Source organism: Pseudomonas sp. Emmai (genome assembly GCF_055179735.1).
In genome coordinates, this window is sequence record NZ_CM143685.1 from 1,350,389 (window position 1) to 1,364,826 (window position 14,438).

Annotated in this window: 13 protein-coding genes; 9 read left to right on the forward strand and 4 right to left on the reverse strand. The window is 60.7% G+C overall.

Annotated features, from left to right (window positions below):
• Nucleotides 1-18 precede the first annotated feature (18 nt).
• The 4 genes from murA (at nt 19) to hisC (ending at nt 4,637) form a co-directional block, all read left to right on the forward strand.
• The gene (gene murA / locus ACY4LX_RS05925) at nt 19-1,284 is read left to right on the forward strand and encodes a UDP-N-acetylglucosamine 1-carboxyvinyltransferase (protein WP_133838552.1); all 1,266 of its coding nucleotides are present in this window, start codon (nt 19-21) and stop codon (nt 1,282-1,284) included.
• A 211-nt stretch (nt 1,285-1,495) separates the two neighbouring features.
• Nucleotides 1,496-2,131 carry an ATP phosphoribosyltransferase gene (gene hisG, locus ACY4LX_RS05930; protein ID WP_092273233.1) on the forward strand — a complete coding sequence of 212 codons (636 nt, stop codon included), beginning with the start codon at nt 1,496-1,498 and terminating at the stop codon, nt 2,129-2,131.
• A gap of 125 nt (nt 2,132-2,256) precedes the next feature.
• A complete protein-coding gene (gene hisD / locus ACY4LX_RS05935) occupies nt 2,257-3,582 on the forward strand; it encodes a histidinol dehydrogenase (RefSeq protein WP_463259414.1) in 1,326 nt (441 codons plus the stop codon).
• A gap of 2 nt (nt 3,583-3,584) precedes the next feature.
• Nucleotides 3,585-4,637 (forward strand): histidinol-phosphate transaminase, encoded by a 1,053-nt coding sequence (gene hisC, locus ACY4LX_RS05940; RefSeq protein ID WP_149657573.1) that lies wholly within the window; start codon nt 3,585-3,587, stop codon nt 4,635-4,637.
• Nucleotides 4,638-4,795: 158 nt separating this feature from the next.
• Here hisC and algW read toward each other — a convergent pair whose 3' ends face one another.
• Nucleotides 4,796-5,950: a Do family serine endopeptidase AlgW gene (algW, locus tag ACY4LX_RS05945; protein ID WP_149657572.1), complete on the reverse strand. Its 1,155-nt coding sequence runs from the start codon at nt 5,948-5,950 to the stop codon at nt 4,796-4,798.
• Nucleotides 5,951-6,052: 102 nt separating this feature from the next.
• Here algW and ACY4LX_RS05950 point away from each other — a divergent pair, with 102 nt between their 5' ends.
• The 4 genes from ACY4LX_RS05950 (at nt 6,053) to cysN (ending at nt 10,373) form a co-directional block, all read left to right on the forward strand.
• Entirely contained in the window at nt 6,053-6,811 is a 759-nt protein-coding gene (locus ACY4LX_RS05950) for a Nif3-like dinuclear metal center hexameric protein (protein ID WP_149657571.1), read from the forward strand.
• 246 nt (nt 6,812-7,057) lie between these two features.
• Nucleotides 7,058-7,975, forward strand: coding sequence for a sulfate adenylyltransferase subunit CysD (gene cysD, locus ACY4LX_RS05955; protein ID WP_090175435.1), 918 nt, complete (start codon nt 7,058-7,060; stop codon nt 7,973-7,975).
• Nucleotides 7,976-8,079: 104 nt separating this feature from the next.
• Nucleotides 8,080-8,421 carry a four helix bundle protein gene (locus tag ACY4LX_RS05960; RefSeq protein WP_463259415.1) on the forward strand — a complete coding sequence of 114 codons (342 nt, stop codon included), beginning with the start codon at nt 8,080-8,082 and terminating at the stop codon, nt 8,419-8,421.
• A 53-nt stretch (nt 8,422-8,474) separates the two neighbouring features.
• Nucleotides 8,475-10,373, forward strand: coding sequence for a sulfate adenylyltransferase subunit CysN (gene cysN / locus ACY4LX_RS05965; protein WP_463259416.1), 1,899 nt, complete (start codon nt 8,475-8,477; stop codon nt 10,371-10,373).
• A gap of 203 nt (nt 10,374-10,576) precedes the next feature.
• On the opposite strand, the gene ACY4LX_RS05970 is transcribed toward cysN, so the two are convergent.
• From ACY4LX_RS05970 to ACY4LX_RS05980, 3 genes are read right to left on the reverse strand one after another with little or no spacing between them, the layout of a single operon-like run.
• Entirely contained in the window at nt 10,577-11,482 is a 906-nt protein-coding gene (locus ACY4LX_RS05970; protein ID WP_463259417.1) for an acyltransferase, read from the reverse strand.
• Nucleotides 11,483-13,582, reverse strand: a complete 2,100-nt coding sequence (gene pta, locus ACY4LX_RS05975; RefSeq protein ID WP_149657566.1) for a phosphate acetyltransferase — start codon at nt 13,580-13,582, stop codon at nt 11,483-11,485. It lies immediately after the preceding gene.
• 60 nt (nt 13,583-13,642) lie between these two features.
• On the reverse strand, nt 13,643-13,981 hold the full coding sequence (locus tag ACY4LX_RS05980) for a DUF3565 domain-containing protein (protein WP_123406318.1): 339 nt from the start codon (nt 13,979-13,981) through the stop codon (nt 13,643-13,645).
• Here ACY4LX_RS05980 and ACY4LX_RS05985 point away from each other — a divergent pair.
• A complete protein-coding gene (locus ACY4LX_RS05985) occupies nt 13,950-14,435 on the forward strand; it encodes an FKBP-type peptidyl-prolyl cis-trans isomerase (protein ID WP_008150718.1) in 486 nt (161 codons plus the stop codon). The genes ACY4LX_RS05980 and ACY4LX_RS05985 overlap by 32 nt on opposite strands.
• Nucleotides 14,436-14,438: the final 3 nt, after the last annotated feature.

Below are 14,438 nucleotides of genomic sequence, written 5' to 3' on the forward strand. Positions count from 1 at the left end.
AAGGGCGTCGAGATTCTTATGGATAAATTGATAATTACTGGTGGCGTTCGTCTTGATGGCGAAATCCGCATTTCCGGGGCAAAGAACTCTGCCCTGCCGATCCTGGCCGCCACCTTGCTGTGCGATGGCCCGGTCACCGTCGCCAACCTGCCGCACCTGCACGACATCACCACCATGATCGAGCTGTTCGGTCGCATGGGCATCGAGCCGGTGATCGACGAGAAACTCAGCGTCGAAATCGACCCACGCACCATCAAGACCCTGATCGCGCCGTACGAACTGGTGAAAACCATGCGTGCCTCGATCCTGGTATTGGGCCCGATGGTTGCGCGTTTCGGTGAAGCCGAAGTTGCACTGCCTGGCGGTTGCGCCATCGGTTCGCGTCCGGTCGACCTGCACATCCGTGGTCTCGAAGCCATGGGCGCAGTCATTGATGTCGAAGGCGGCTACATCAAGGCCAAGGCGCCAGAAGGCGGCTTGCGCGGTGCGCACTTCTTCTTCGATACCGTCAGTGTGACCGGTACCGAAAACATCATGATGGCCGCTGCCCTGGCCAAGGGCCGTAGCGTCCTGGCTAACGCCGCACGCGAGCCTGAAGTCATCGACCTGGCGAACTTCCTGATCGCCATGGGCGCCAAGATCACTGGCGCCGGCACCGACACCATCACCATCGATGGCGTTGAGCGTCTGCACCCGGCCACTTACAAGGTGATGCCGGACCGGATTGAGACCGGCACCTACCTGGTCGCCGCTGCCGTGACTGGCGGTCGCGTGAAGGTCAAGGACACCGATCCGACCATCCTCGAAGCCGTCCTGGAAAAGCTCCGTGAGTCGGGTGCCGAAATCACCTGCGGCGAAGACTGGATCGAGCTGAACATGCACGGCAAGCGGCCAAAAGCCGTCAACGTGCGGACCGCTCCGTACCCGGCGTTCCCGACCGACATGCAGGCGCAGTTCATCTCCCTCAACGCCATTGCCGAAGGCACCGGTGCCGTGATCGAGACGATCTTCGAAAACCGCTTCATGCACGTGTACGAGTTGCACCGCATGGGCGCCAAGATCCAGGTCGAAGGCAACACTGCCATCGTCACCGGCACCGAGAAGCTCAAGGGCGCGCCAGTCATGGCCACCGACCTGCGTGCGTCGGCCAGCCTGGTGATCTCGGCACTGATCGCCGAAGGCGACACCCTGATCGATCGCATCTACCACATCGACCGTGGTTACGAGTGCATCGAAGAGAAACTGCAGATGCTCGGCGCCAAGATCCGCCGCGTACCGGGCTAGTTCCGGCTGCAATTGTGGCGAGGGAGCTTGCTCCCGTTGGACTGCGCAGCAGTCCCGCTGTTGGGGCCGCTTCGCGACCCAGCGGGAGCAGGCTCCCTCGCCACAGTTTGCTGTTAACTGATTTGCTTCATCGAGGCTGTAATGGCCTCGATGTATGTCCGGCGCCGATTGCGACCGGGCATGAGTACCTTGATAAGGACTGACGTTTCCCATGTTGACCATCGCACTGTCCAAGGGCCGTATCCTTGACGACACCCTGCCGCTTCTGGCTGAAGCGGGCATCGTGCCGACCGAGAATCCGGACAAGAGCCGCAAGCTGATCATCCCCACGACCCAGCCTGACGTACGTCTGCTGATCGTGCGCGCCACCGACGTGCCGACTTATGTCGAGCACGGTGCCGCGGACCTGGGCGTCGCCGGTAAAGATGTGCTGATGGAATACGGCGGCCAGGGTCTCTACGAGCCCCTGGACCTGCGGATTGCCCTGTGCAAGCTGATGACGGCCGGCAAGGTCGGCGCCATCGAACCCAAGGGTCGTCTGCGCGTCGCCACCAAGTTTGTCAACGTTGCCAAGCGTTACTACGCCGAGCAGGGTCGTCAGGTCGACATCATCAAGCTCTATGGCTCGATGGAACTGGCGCCGCTGATCGGCCTGGCCGACAAGATCATCGACGTGGTCGACACCGGCAACACGCTGCGGGCCAATGGCCTGGAGCCACAGGATTTCATCGCTGATATCAGCTCCCGGCTGATCGTCAACAAGGCTTCGATGAAAATGCAGCACGCCCGTATCCAGGCGTTGATCGACACCTTGCGCAAGGCAGTGGAGTCTCGACACCGCGGCTGATTCACCTGCGCGACCTTGAGTCGCGCCCGTCTATCCGCCTCATAGCCAGAATCTCAGGTGCCCAAGCGGAAACGACTGCTAAGTTAGGGCGCCTGAGTTTTTGCCATTCCTATGAGGCTCTCGCTATGACCGCACCGACTGCAATTCGCCGACTCAACGCTGCTGACCCGGATTTCGCGCATCATCTGGATCATCTGCTGAGCTGGGAAAGTGTGTCTGACGACTCGGTCAATCAGCGGGTGCTGGACATCATCAAGGCTGTGCGTGAGCGTGGCGATGCGGCGCTGGTGGAATTCACCCAGAAGTTCGATGGCTTGCAAGTCGCCTCCATGGCCGACCTGATCCTGCCGCGCGAACGCCTGGAACTGGCCCTGACCCGGATCACCGTACCCCAGCGCGAAGCGTTGGAAAAAGCCGCGGCCCGGGTGCGCAGCTACCACGAAAAACAGAAGCAGGATTCCTGGAGTTACACCGAAGCCGACGGCACGGTGCTGGGCCAGAAGGTCACGCCGCTGGATCGCGCCGGCCTGTACGTGCCGGGTGGCAAGGCGTCGTACCCGTCCTCCGTGCTGATGAACGCGATTCCAGCCAAGGTGGCCGGTGTGACCGAAGTGGTCATGGTCGTGCCAACCCCGCGCGGTGAACTCAATGAACTGGTACTGGCCGCGGCCTGCATCGCTGGCGTCGACCGCGTGTTCACTATCGGCGGCGCCCAAGCGGTTGCCGCGCTGGCTTACGGCACCGAAAGCGTGCCGAAGGTCGACAAAGTGGTTGGCCCGGGCAACATCTATGTCGCCACTGCCAAGCGCCACGTGTTTGGTCAGGTCGGTATCGACATGATCGCCGGCCCGTCCGAGATTCTCGTGGTGTGCGACGGCCAGACCGATCCGGACTGGATCGCCATGGACCTGTTCTCCCAGGCCGAGCACGACGAAGACGCCCAGGCGATTCTGGTCAGCCCGGACGCCGAGTTCCTCGACAAGGTGGCTGCCAGCATCAGCAAGCTGCTGCCAACCATGGAGCGCGCCGAGATCATCGAAACCTCGATCAACGGCCGTGGCGCGCTGATCCTGGTCCGTGACATGGAACAAGCCATCGAAGTGGCCAACCGCATCGCGCCGGAGCACCTGGAGTTGTCGGTCGCCGATCCGCAAGCCTGGCTGCCGCTGATCCGCCACGCTGGGGCGATCTTCATGGGGCGCCACACCTCTGAAGCCCTGGGCGATTACTGCGCCGGCCCGAACCACGTGTTGCCGACCTCAGGCACCGCGCGGTTCTCCTCGCCGCTGGGTGTGTACGACTTCCAGAAACGCTCGTCGATCATTTTCTGCTCCGAGCAGGGGGCGTCCGAACTGGGCAAGACCGCGTCCGTGCTGGCCCGTGGCGAGTCGCTGACCGCCCACGCCCGCAGCGCCGAATACCGCATCGTTGATGACAAGAAGGGGAACTGAAGATGAGTAAATTCTGGAGCCCGTTCGTCAAGGATCTGGTGCCTTACGTGCCGGGCGAGCAGCCGAAACTGGCGAAACTGGTGAAGCTCAACACCAACGAAAACCCCTACGGTCCGTCGCCAAAAGCCCTGGCGGCGATGCAGACCGAACTGAACGACAACCTGCGCCTGTACCCGGACCCGAACAGCGATTTGCTGAAGAATGCCGTGGCCAAGTACTACGGCGTTCAGAGCAACCAGGTGTTCCTCGGCAACGGTTCCGACGAAGTCCTGGCGCACATCTTTCACGGCTTGCTGCAACACGACAATCCGGTGCTGTTCCCGGACATCAGCTACAGCTTCTACCCGGTGTACTGCGGGTTGTACGGCATTGCCTTTGACGCAGTGCCGCTGGACGCCCAGTTCCAGATCAACCCGGCCGACTACGCCAAGCCCAACGGCGGGATCATTTTCCCCAACCCGAACGCGCCGACCGGGTGCCTGCTGGCGCTGGACGCCGTGGAGCAGATCCTCAAGGCCAGCCCGGATTCGGTGGTGGTGGTCGATGAAGCCTATATCGACTTCGGCGGCGAAACCGCGATCAGCCTGGTGGACCGCTACCCGAACCTGCTGGTGACCCAGACCTTGTCCAAGTCCCGCTCGTTGGCGGGGCTGCGGGTTGGTCTGGCGGTAGGGCACCCGGACCTGATCGAGGCCCTGGAGCGGATCAAGAACAGCTTCAACTCGTATCCGCTGGATCGCCTGGCGAATGTCGGGGCAGCGGCGGCGTTCGAGGATCGTGAGTACTTCGACAAGACGTGCCGATTGGTCATCGAGAACCGCGAGAAGGTTGTCGCTCAGCTGGAAGCGAAGGGCTTTGAAGTGCTGCCATCGGCCGCCAACTTCATCTTCGCGCGGCACCCGCAACATGATGCGGCCGGTCTGGCGGCGAAGTTGCGTGAGCAAGGGGTGATCGTTCGGCACTTCAAGCAGGAGCGGATTGCCCAGTTCCTGCGGATCTCCATCGGCACGCCAGAGCAGAACCAGGCGTTGATCGACGGCCTCGGCGATCTCTAACCAGTACCACCCCCTGTAGGAGCGAGGCTTGCCCGCGAAGGCGTCATATCAGTCGACATCATCGCTGACTGACCTGACGCCTTCGCGGGCAAGCCTCGCTCCTACATGATCGTTCCCACGGGTCGCGTGGGAACGATCAGGTCAGGCGGCGGGGTGGCTTACTCTTCTTCTTTGACCGGCGCCGGCGGCGGACGCAAACCAATCTCTGCGCTCAGCTTCAGTTCCTTGCCGTTACGCATCACCTGGATCGTTACCTTGTCGGTCGGTTTGATCCGCGCCACCTGGTTCATCGAACGGCGGCCATCGCCGGCCGGTTCGCCGTCGATGCTGAGGATCACGTCACCGAGTTGCAGGCCGGCCTTCTGCGCCGGACCGTCACGGAAAATCCCCGCCACCACGATGCCTGGACGCCCGGACAGGCCGAACGATTCCGCCAGTTCCTGGGTCAACGGTTGCACTTCAATCCCAAGCCAGCCGCGAATTACCTGCCCGTGTTCGATGATTGACTTCATCACTTCCATGGCCAGTTTGACCGGGATCGCAAAACCGATGCCTTGGGAGCCCCCGGACTTGGAGAAGATCGCGGTGTTGATGCCGGTCAGGTTGCCGTTGGCGTCCACCAGCGCACCGCCGGAGTTGCCGGGGTTGATCGCGGCGTCGGTCTGGATGAAGTCTTCGTAGTTGTTCAGGCCCAACTGGTTACGCCCGGTGGCGCTGATGATGCCCATGGTCACCGTCTGGCCGACGCCGAACGGGTTGCCGATGGCCAGCGCGACGTCGCCGATGCGGATGTTGTCGGAACGGCCGATGGTGATCGCCGGCAGGTTTTTCAGATCGATCTTCAATACCGCCAGGTCGGTTTCCGGGTCGCTGCCGATCACTCGGGCCAGGGTTTCGCGGCCATCCTTGAGCGCCACGACAATCTGGTCGGCACCGGTGGTCACGTGATTGTTGGTCAAAATGTAGCCTTCCGGGCTCATGATCACGCCGGAGCCCAGGCTCGACTCCATGCGCTTCTGCTTCGGCGAGTTGTCGCCGAAGAAGCGGCGGAACTGCGGATCTTCGAACAGCGGGTGATTCGGCTTATTGATGACTTTGGTCGTGTAGAGGTTGACCACCGCTGGTGCGGCAATCACCACGGCATCGGCGTAGGACACTGGCCCTTGTTGCACGCTGGTGGTTTGCGGGGCTTGCTGCAGGTTGACGTCCAGGCTCGGAAGCCCGACCCACTGTGGGTAACGCTGGATTATCAACAGAGCAATAAGCACGCCGGCCAACAGCGGCCAGCCGGAAAAACGCAGCGCCTTAAGCATTAAGCAAGTCCTGGAAAGGTTGCAGGTGGTATGAGACCGCCCATAATGTCGCGCATTATACGAGGCGAGCGCGCCTCTGAACGGGATATTTAGGAGTCTTTTATGGCCGTCGCCCTGAGCACCCTGGTCGAAGAAGCCGACCGTTACCTTAACAGTTCAAAGATCGCCGACTACTGCCCGAATGGCTTGCAGGTCGAAGGTCGTCCGCAAGTGATGCGCATCGTCAGCGGCGTCACTGCCAGCCAGGCGCTGCTGGACGCGGCGGTCGAGGCCAAGGCCGATCTGGTGCTGGTGCATCATGGCTACTTCTGGAAGGGCGAGAACCCGTGCATCACCGGCATGAAGCAGCGCCGCTTGAAGACCTTGCTCAAGCACGACATCAGTTTGCTGTCTTATCACTTGCCGCTGGATTTGCATCCGGACGTCGGTAACAACGTGCAGCTGGCCCGTCAGTTGGACATCACCGTCGAAGGGCCGCTGGATCCGGATAACCTGAAAGTCGTCGGCCTGGTCGGCTCGCTGAGTGAACCGCTGAGCCCTCGCGACTTTGCGCGCCGGGTGCAGGAAGTGATGGGCCGCGAGCCGTTGCTGATTGAAGGCAGCCAGATGATTCGTCGGGTCGGCTGGTGCACCGGGGGTGGCCAGGGCTACATTGATCAGGCGGTGCTGGCGGGTGTCGATCTGTACCTGAGCGGCGAAGCCTCCGAGCAAACTTTCCACAGCGCACGGGAAAACGACATCAGCTTCATCGCCGCCGGTCATCACGCCACCGAGCGTTATGGCGTTCAAGCGCTGGGGGACTACCTGGCGCGACGGTTTGCCCTGGAACACATCTTCATTGATTGCCCCAACCCCATCTAACACCGCCATACCCTGCAGGAGCGAGGCTTGCCCGCGAAGAACGATTACGCGATGCGTCAGGTAGACCGCGTTATCGTTCTTCGCGGGCAAGCCTTGCTCCTACAAGGGCTGTAGCCCAAACGAGCAGGTATATTCATATACCCTTTCGATCTAGCCCACGTCCTGATTAGAAGAGGTCGCTGTGCTAGGATTCCCCGCTCGAACACGGCCCGCTGGCCGTCCATAAGATCGTTTTCGTGAGTAGCCATGGTCGACAAACTGACGCATCTGAAACAGCTGGAGGCCGAAAGCATCCACATCATCCGCGAGGTCGCCGCCGAGTTCGATAACCCGGTGATGCTGTACTCCGTCGGTAAAGACTCCGCCGTGATGCTGCACCTTGCGCGCAAGGCATTCTTCCCGGGCAAGCTGCCGTTCCCGGTGATGCACGTCGACACCCGGTGGAAGTTCAAGGAAATGTACGCGTTCCGCGACCGCATGGTCGAAGAACTGGGCCTGGACCTGATCGTCCACGTCAACCCCGATGGCGTCGCGCAGGGCATCAACCCACTGACCCACGGCAGCGCCAAGCACACCGACATCATGAAAACCGAAGGCCTGAAACAAGCCCTCGACAAGTATGGTTTCGACGCCGCTTTCGGCGGTGCCCGTCGTGATGAAGAGAAGTCCCGCGCCAAAGAGCGCGTGTATTCCTTCCGCGACACCAAGCACCGCTGGGACCCGAAAAACCAGCGCCCCGAGCTGTGGAACGTCTACAACGGCAACGTCAACAAGGGCGAATCCATTCGTGTGTTCCCGTTGTCGAACTGGACCGAGCTGGATATCTGGCAGTACATCTACCTTGAAGGCATCCCGATCGTGCCGCTGTATTTCGCCGCCGAGCGCGACGTCATCGAGATGAATGGCACCTGGATCATGATCGACGACGAACGCCTGCTCAATCACCTGAGCGACGAAGACAAGGCGCGCATCGTCAAGAAAAAGGTGCGCTTCCGCACACTCGGCGACTACCCGTTGACCGGTGCGGTCGAATCCGAGGCCACCAGCCTGACCGACATCATTCAGGAAATGCTCCTGACGCGAACTTCCGAACGCCAGGGCCGGGTCATCGATCACGATGGCGCAGGTTCGATGGAAGAAAAGAAACGGCAGGGTTACTTTTAAGTTTCGAGTTACAAGCGGCAAGCTGCAAGTTAAAGGCGGTATGCGTAACGTTGTGGTTTGGTGCTTGTGGCCGGTTGCTGCGAGCCGTGATTGAGTTACTCGTTATGGATTTCGAGAGACTGGTTGTTTGGCAGCGTAGCAAGTGTTTGGCGGTGGGCATTTACAGAGAGTTCGCGCGTTGCAGGGATTTTGGTTTCAAGGACCAAATCACCCGCTCCGCGCTTTCGATGCCTTCCAATATTGCTGAAGGCATGGAACGGCGCAGTGCCAAGGAAAAAGTGCGTTTTCTTTGGATCGCCAAGGCTTCCTGTGGGGAGTTACGCACCCAACTCCTCATTGCCCGTGAAATTGCTTATATCGCCGATCCACTGGCTGAAAATTGGATTACAGAAACCCGCGAGCTTTCAAGAATGCTATGCGGCTTGATTAACAAAATTTCTGACTAGCTGTACGCCGACAAGCTTGCCGCTTGAAGCTTACAGCTCGGAGCTTAACCCCAATGAGCCATCAATCCGATTTGATCAGTGAGGACATCCTCGCCTACCTGGGCCAGCACGAACGCAAGGAAATGCTGCGCTTCCTGACCTGTGGCAACGTCGACGACGGCAAGAGCACCCTGATCGGGCGCCTGCTGCACGACTCCAAGATGATCTACGAAGATCACCTGGAAGCCATCACCCGTGACTCGAAGAAAGTCGGCACCACGGGCGAAGACATCGACCTGGCGTTGCTGGTCGACGGCTTGCAAGCCGAGCGTGAGCAGGGCATCACCATTGATGTTGCCTACCGCTATTTCTCCACCGCCAAGCGCAAATTCATCATCGCCGATACCCCGGGCCATGAGCAGTACACCCGCAACATGGCCACCGGTGCGTCCACCTGTGACCTGGCGATCATCCTGGTCGATGCCCGTTACGGCGTGCAGACCCAGACTCGTCGCCACAGCTTCATCGCCTCGTTGCTCGGCATCAAGCACATCGTGGTCGCTATCAACAAGATGGACCTCAACGGCTTCGACGAAAGCGTGTTCGAGTCGATCAAGGCCGATTACCTGAAGTTTGCCGAAGGCATCGCGTTCAAGCCGACCACCATGGCCTTCGTGCCGATGTCGGCCCTGAAGGGCGACAACGTGGTGAACAAGTCCGAGCGCTCGCCGTGGTACACCGGCCAGTCGCTGATGGAAATTCTCGAGACCGTCGAGATCGCCAACGACCGCAACTACACCGACCTGCGTTTCCCGGTGCAGTACGTCAACCGTCCGAACCTGAACTTCCGTGGTTTCGCCGGTACCCTGGCCAGCGGCATCGTGCACAAGGGCGACGAAGTCGTGGTGCTGCCGTCGGGCAAGAGCAGCCGTGTGAAATCCATCGTCACCTTCGAAGGTGAACTGGAACACGCCGGTCCTGGCCAAGCGGTCACGCTGACCATGGAAGACGAGATCGACATCTCTCGCGGCGACCTGCTGGTACACGCCGACAACCTGCCGCAAGTGACCGACGCCTTCGACGCCATGCTGGTGTGGATGGCCGAAGAACCGATGCTGCCGGGCAAGAAATACGACATCAAACGCGCTACGTCTTACGTGCCGGGTTCGATCACCAGCATCGTCAACCGCGTTGACGTGAACACCCTGGAAGAAGGGCCGGCCAGTTCGCTGAACCTGAACGAGATCGGCCGGGTCAAGGTCAGCCTCGACGCCGCCATCGCCCTGGACGGTTACGCGAGCAACCGCACCACCGGTTCGTTCATCGTTATCGATCGTTTAACCAACGGCACCGTTGCCGCCGGGATGATCATCGCCCAGCCGTCGACCCATGGTGGTAGCACGCACCACGGCAAACTGGCGCACGTGGCGACTGAAGAACGCGCCCAGCGCTTCGGCCAGCAACCGGCCACCGTGTTGTTCAGCGGCTTGTCCGGCGCGGGTAAAAGCACCCTGGCTTATGCGGTTGAACGCAAGCTGTTCGACATGGGCCGCGCGGTGTTCGTTCTGGATGGCCAGAACCTGCGTCATGACCTGAACAAAGGCCTGCCGCAGGACCGTGCCGGGCGTACCGAGAACTGGCGTCGTGCCGCGCATGTGGCGCGTCAGTTCAACGAGGCGGGCCTGCTGACCCTGGCGGCCTTCGTGGCGCCGAGTGCTGAAGGTCGCGAGCAAGCCAAGGACCTGATCGGCAAGGAGCGTTTGCTGACGGTATACGTCCAGGCCTCGCCGACGGTGTGTGCCGAGCGTGATCCGCAAGGGCTGTACGCCGCCGCTGGCGACAACATCCCGGGCGACTCCTTCCCGTACGACGTGCCGCTGGACGCCGACCTCGTGGTCGACACCCAGTCGCTGTCGCTGGAAGAAAGCGTCAAGCAAGTGTTGGATCTGCTGCGTAGCCGCGGCGCGATCTAAGATGGGAGCAGTGACAAGCTTTTAGCTTCAAGCTGCAAGAAAAAACCCGCCGATGAGTGATCATCCGGCGGGTTTTTTTGTGGCTGGGAGGACGCCTTCGCGGGCAAGCCTCGCTCCTACGGATTGCGGGTGGTCGCACGTTCTACACACGACGCTAACCTGTAGGAGCGAGGCTTGCCCGCGAAGAGGCCAGTACAGCCGCCTCAAGACCTGGCGGGATACTCACGATGCATCTGCGTCAGCAACGCATCCTTGTCTTCCCAAAGCTGATTGATCCAGCCCTGAAACTGCAAGCGGTACTCGCCATCCTGGTCGTAATTCTTGCCAATGAACTGCGGCGGAATCTTCAACTCCTGAAAATGCACCACCACGTCTTTCACGTTCCCACACAGCAGATCCCAGTAGCCGGGCCGGCCAGCGGGGTAGTGAATGGTCACGTTGACGATGGACTCAAGCTGCTCGCCCATTGCGTCCAGCACAAACGCAATGCCGCCCGCCTTGGGCTTGAGCAGGTACTTGAACGGCGATTTTTGCTGCGCATGCTTACCCTCGGTAAACCGCGTGCCTTCGACAAAGTTGAAAATCCCCACCGGGTTATTGCGGAACTTGTCACAGGTCTTGCGCGTGGTTTCCAGGTCTTTGCCTTTCTTCTCCGGGTGCTTTTCCAGATAGGCCTTGGAGTAACGCTTCATGAACGGAAAACCGAGCGCCCACCAGGCCAGGCCAATCACCGGGACCCAGATCAGCTCTTGCTTGAGAAAGAACTTCAGCGGCTGAATGCGGCGGTTGAGCACGTATTGCAGCACCATGATGTCGACCCAGCTCTGGTGGTTGCTGGTGATCAGGTACGAGTGCTGATAGTCCAGCCCTTCAAGGCCGCTGAGGTGCCAGCGAGTGCGGCAAACCAGGTTCATCCAGGCCTTGTTGTTACTGATCCAGGCTTCATGGGTGTGGCTCATCAGCCAGCGGGTGAAGCGCTGGGTCATGGCGAAGGGCAGCACTTTGAACAGCGCCACGATGAACAGGAACGAGCACAGCAAAATGGTGTTCAGTGCCAACAGCAACGAGGCGATGACGCCGCGTACGGGGGCAGGAAGGAAAGCCAGCATTTAAAGATCCATAGGTCGGTTGGCAGCTTGAATCGCGGTCAGCGCGATGGTGTAGACGATGTCATCGACTTGCGCACCGCGCGGCAGGTCGTTCACCGGTTTGCGCAGGCCTTGCAGCATCGGGCCGAGGCTGACGCAATCGGCGCTGCGCTGCACGGCTTTGTGGGTGGTATTGCCGGTGTTCAGGTCGGGGAACACGAACACCGTGGCGCGACCGGCCACCTGGCTGTTCGGCGCCAGTTGCCGGGCCACGGTTTCGTTGGCGGCGGCGTCATATTGCAGGGGGCCGTCGATCAGCAGCGAGTTCTGTTGTTCATGGGCGAGCAACGTGGCTTCGCGGACCTTCTCGACTTCTTCGCCGCTGGCGGATTCACCGCTGGAGTAGCTGATCATCGCTACGCGTGGCGTGATGCCGAACGCGGCAGCCGAGTCGGCGCTTTGCAAGGCAATCTCGGCCAGTTCGCTGGCGCTCGGGTGCGGGTTCATCACGCAGTCGCCGTAGACCAGCACTTCCTCGGGGAAGAGCATGAAGAACACCGACGACACCAGGGTGCAACCCGGTGCGGTTTTAATCAGCTGCAGGGCCGGGCGGATGGTGTTGGCGGTGGAGTGAATGACCCCGGACACCAGTCCATCGACTTCATCCAGCGCCAGCATCATGGTGCCGATCACCACGGTGTCTTCCAGTTGCTGCTCGGCCATCGGCGCGTTGAGGCTTTTGCTTTTGCGCAGGGCGACCATCGGTTCGATGTAATTACCGCGAATCAAATCGGGATCAAGAATCTCCAAACCAGGAGGCAACTCGATACCTTGGGCGCGAGCCACGGCTTCGACGTCCGCCGGTTTGGCCAGCAACACGCAACGGGCGATGCCCCGGGCCTGGCAAATCGCGGCGGCTTGCACGGTCAGCGGCTCGCTGCCTTCGGGCAGGACGATGCGCTTGTTGGCGGCCTGGGCGCGCTGGATCAGTTGATAGCGGAACACCGCCGGCGACAGGCGCATTTCCCGTGGCGTACCGCAACGCTGGTGCAGCCATTTGGCGTCGAGGTGGCTGGCGACGAAGTCCGTGATGATCTCCGCACGCTCGCGGTCGTCGATCGGGATTTCCTTGTTCAGGCCGTTCAACTGGTTGGCGGTTTCGTAGGAACCGGTGCTCACCGACAACACCGGCAAGCCGGCCTGCAAGGCGCCACGGCACAGGTCCATGATCCGTGGGTCGGGCAGGGTGTCGCTGGTCAGCAACAGGCCGGCCAGGGGCACGCCGTTCATGGCGGCGAGGCTGACGGCGAGGATGATGTCGTCGCGATCGCCTGGCGTTACGACCAGCACGCCGGGCTTGAGCAGTTCCACGGTGTTGCGCATGGTGCGGGCGCAGATGATGATTTTGGTCATGCGCCGGGTTTCGTAATCACCGGCGTTGAGAATCTGCGCGCCCATCAGGTCCGCCACGTCGCGGGTGCGCGGGGCGTTGAGTTCCGGTTGGAACGGAATGCAGCCGAGCAGGCGGAAATCGCCCGTACGCAGCAGCGGCGAATGTTCCTTCAGGCGCGAGGCGAAGGCCTCCATGCTTTCGTCAGTCTTGACCTTGTTGAGGATCACGCCGAGCACTTTCGGATCTTTCGGCCCGCCGAACAATTGCGCCTGCAATTCCACTCGGCCGGACAGTTCGGTCAGGGCTTCGCTCTCCGGCGCCGACACTAGGATCACGTCGGCATCCAGGCTTTTGGCCAAGTGCAAATTGACCCGCGCGGCATAACTGGCGCTGCGGGTCGGGACCATGCCTTCGACGACCAGCACGTCTTTGCCGATAGCCGCTTGCTGATAGAGGGTGATGATTTCTTCGAGCAATTCATCCAGCTGACCGTCGCCGAGCATGCGCTCCACGTGGGCCAGGCCCAGGGGTTGCGGCGGCTTGAGGCCGTGGGTGCGCGCCACCAGTTCGGTGGACCGCTCTGGGCCGGTGTCGCCCGGATGCGGCTGGGCAATCGGTTTGAAAAAGCCGACTTTGAGGCCGGCTCGCTCAAGGGTGCGCACCAGCCCGAGGCTGATGGAGGTCAGACCCACACCAAAATCGGTGGGTGCGATAAAAAAAGTTTGCATGCGGATTCTCTGGAGGTGCATGGCAGTGGTGATCATCTATAACTGACGATCTACCGAAATTCAGTCGCCAAGGTTATCGCTAACCGAGCCTTGTGCGCACCAACCGCAATCAAAGGGCTGGCCTATTTTTTCAATACGTTGCGCAGGGTCCACGACCCAGGCCCGGGATTGCCATGGCGGCTGATGGCGCAGGTGTTGGGTGTGGCCACAGGAAAGCTCGGCGACCCAATGGCCGTCCTCGTCCTGATGGAAGCCTGTGACCGTTGAGGGTTTCATGGCAATCCGTCCGTCCGGGTTGTGTTCGCTTTCGGGCGATTGCTTCGCTAAACTCGCTCTTTCTATATTCTTCTGCAAAAGGTCTCGCCCCATGCTGATCGCCGCCAATAAGGCTGTCTCCATCGACTATACCCTGACCAACGACGCTGGTGAGGTCATCGACAGCTCCGCCGGCGGCGCGCCGCTGGTTTACCTGCAAGGCGCAGGTAACATTATCCCGGGCCTGGAAAAAGCCCTGGAAGGCAAAACCGTCGGTGATGAACTGACCGTTGCCGTTGAACCTGAAGACGCCTACGGCGAATACGCTGCCGAACTGGTCAGCACCCTGAGCCGCAGCATGTTCGAAGGCGTCGATGAACTGGAAGTGGGCATGCAGTTCCACGCTTCCGCGCCGGACGGCCAGATGCAAATTGTCACCATCCGTGACCTGGACGGCGACGATGTCACCGTCGACGGCAACCACCCGTTGGCTGGTCAGCGCCTGAATTTCCAGGTCAAGATCATCGACATCCGTGATGCCAGCCAGGAAGAAATCGCTCATGGTCACGTCCATGGCGAAGGTGGCCATCACCACTGATTT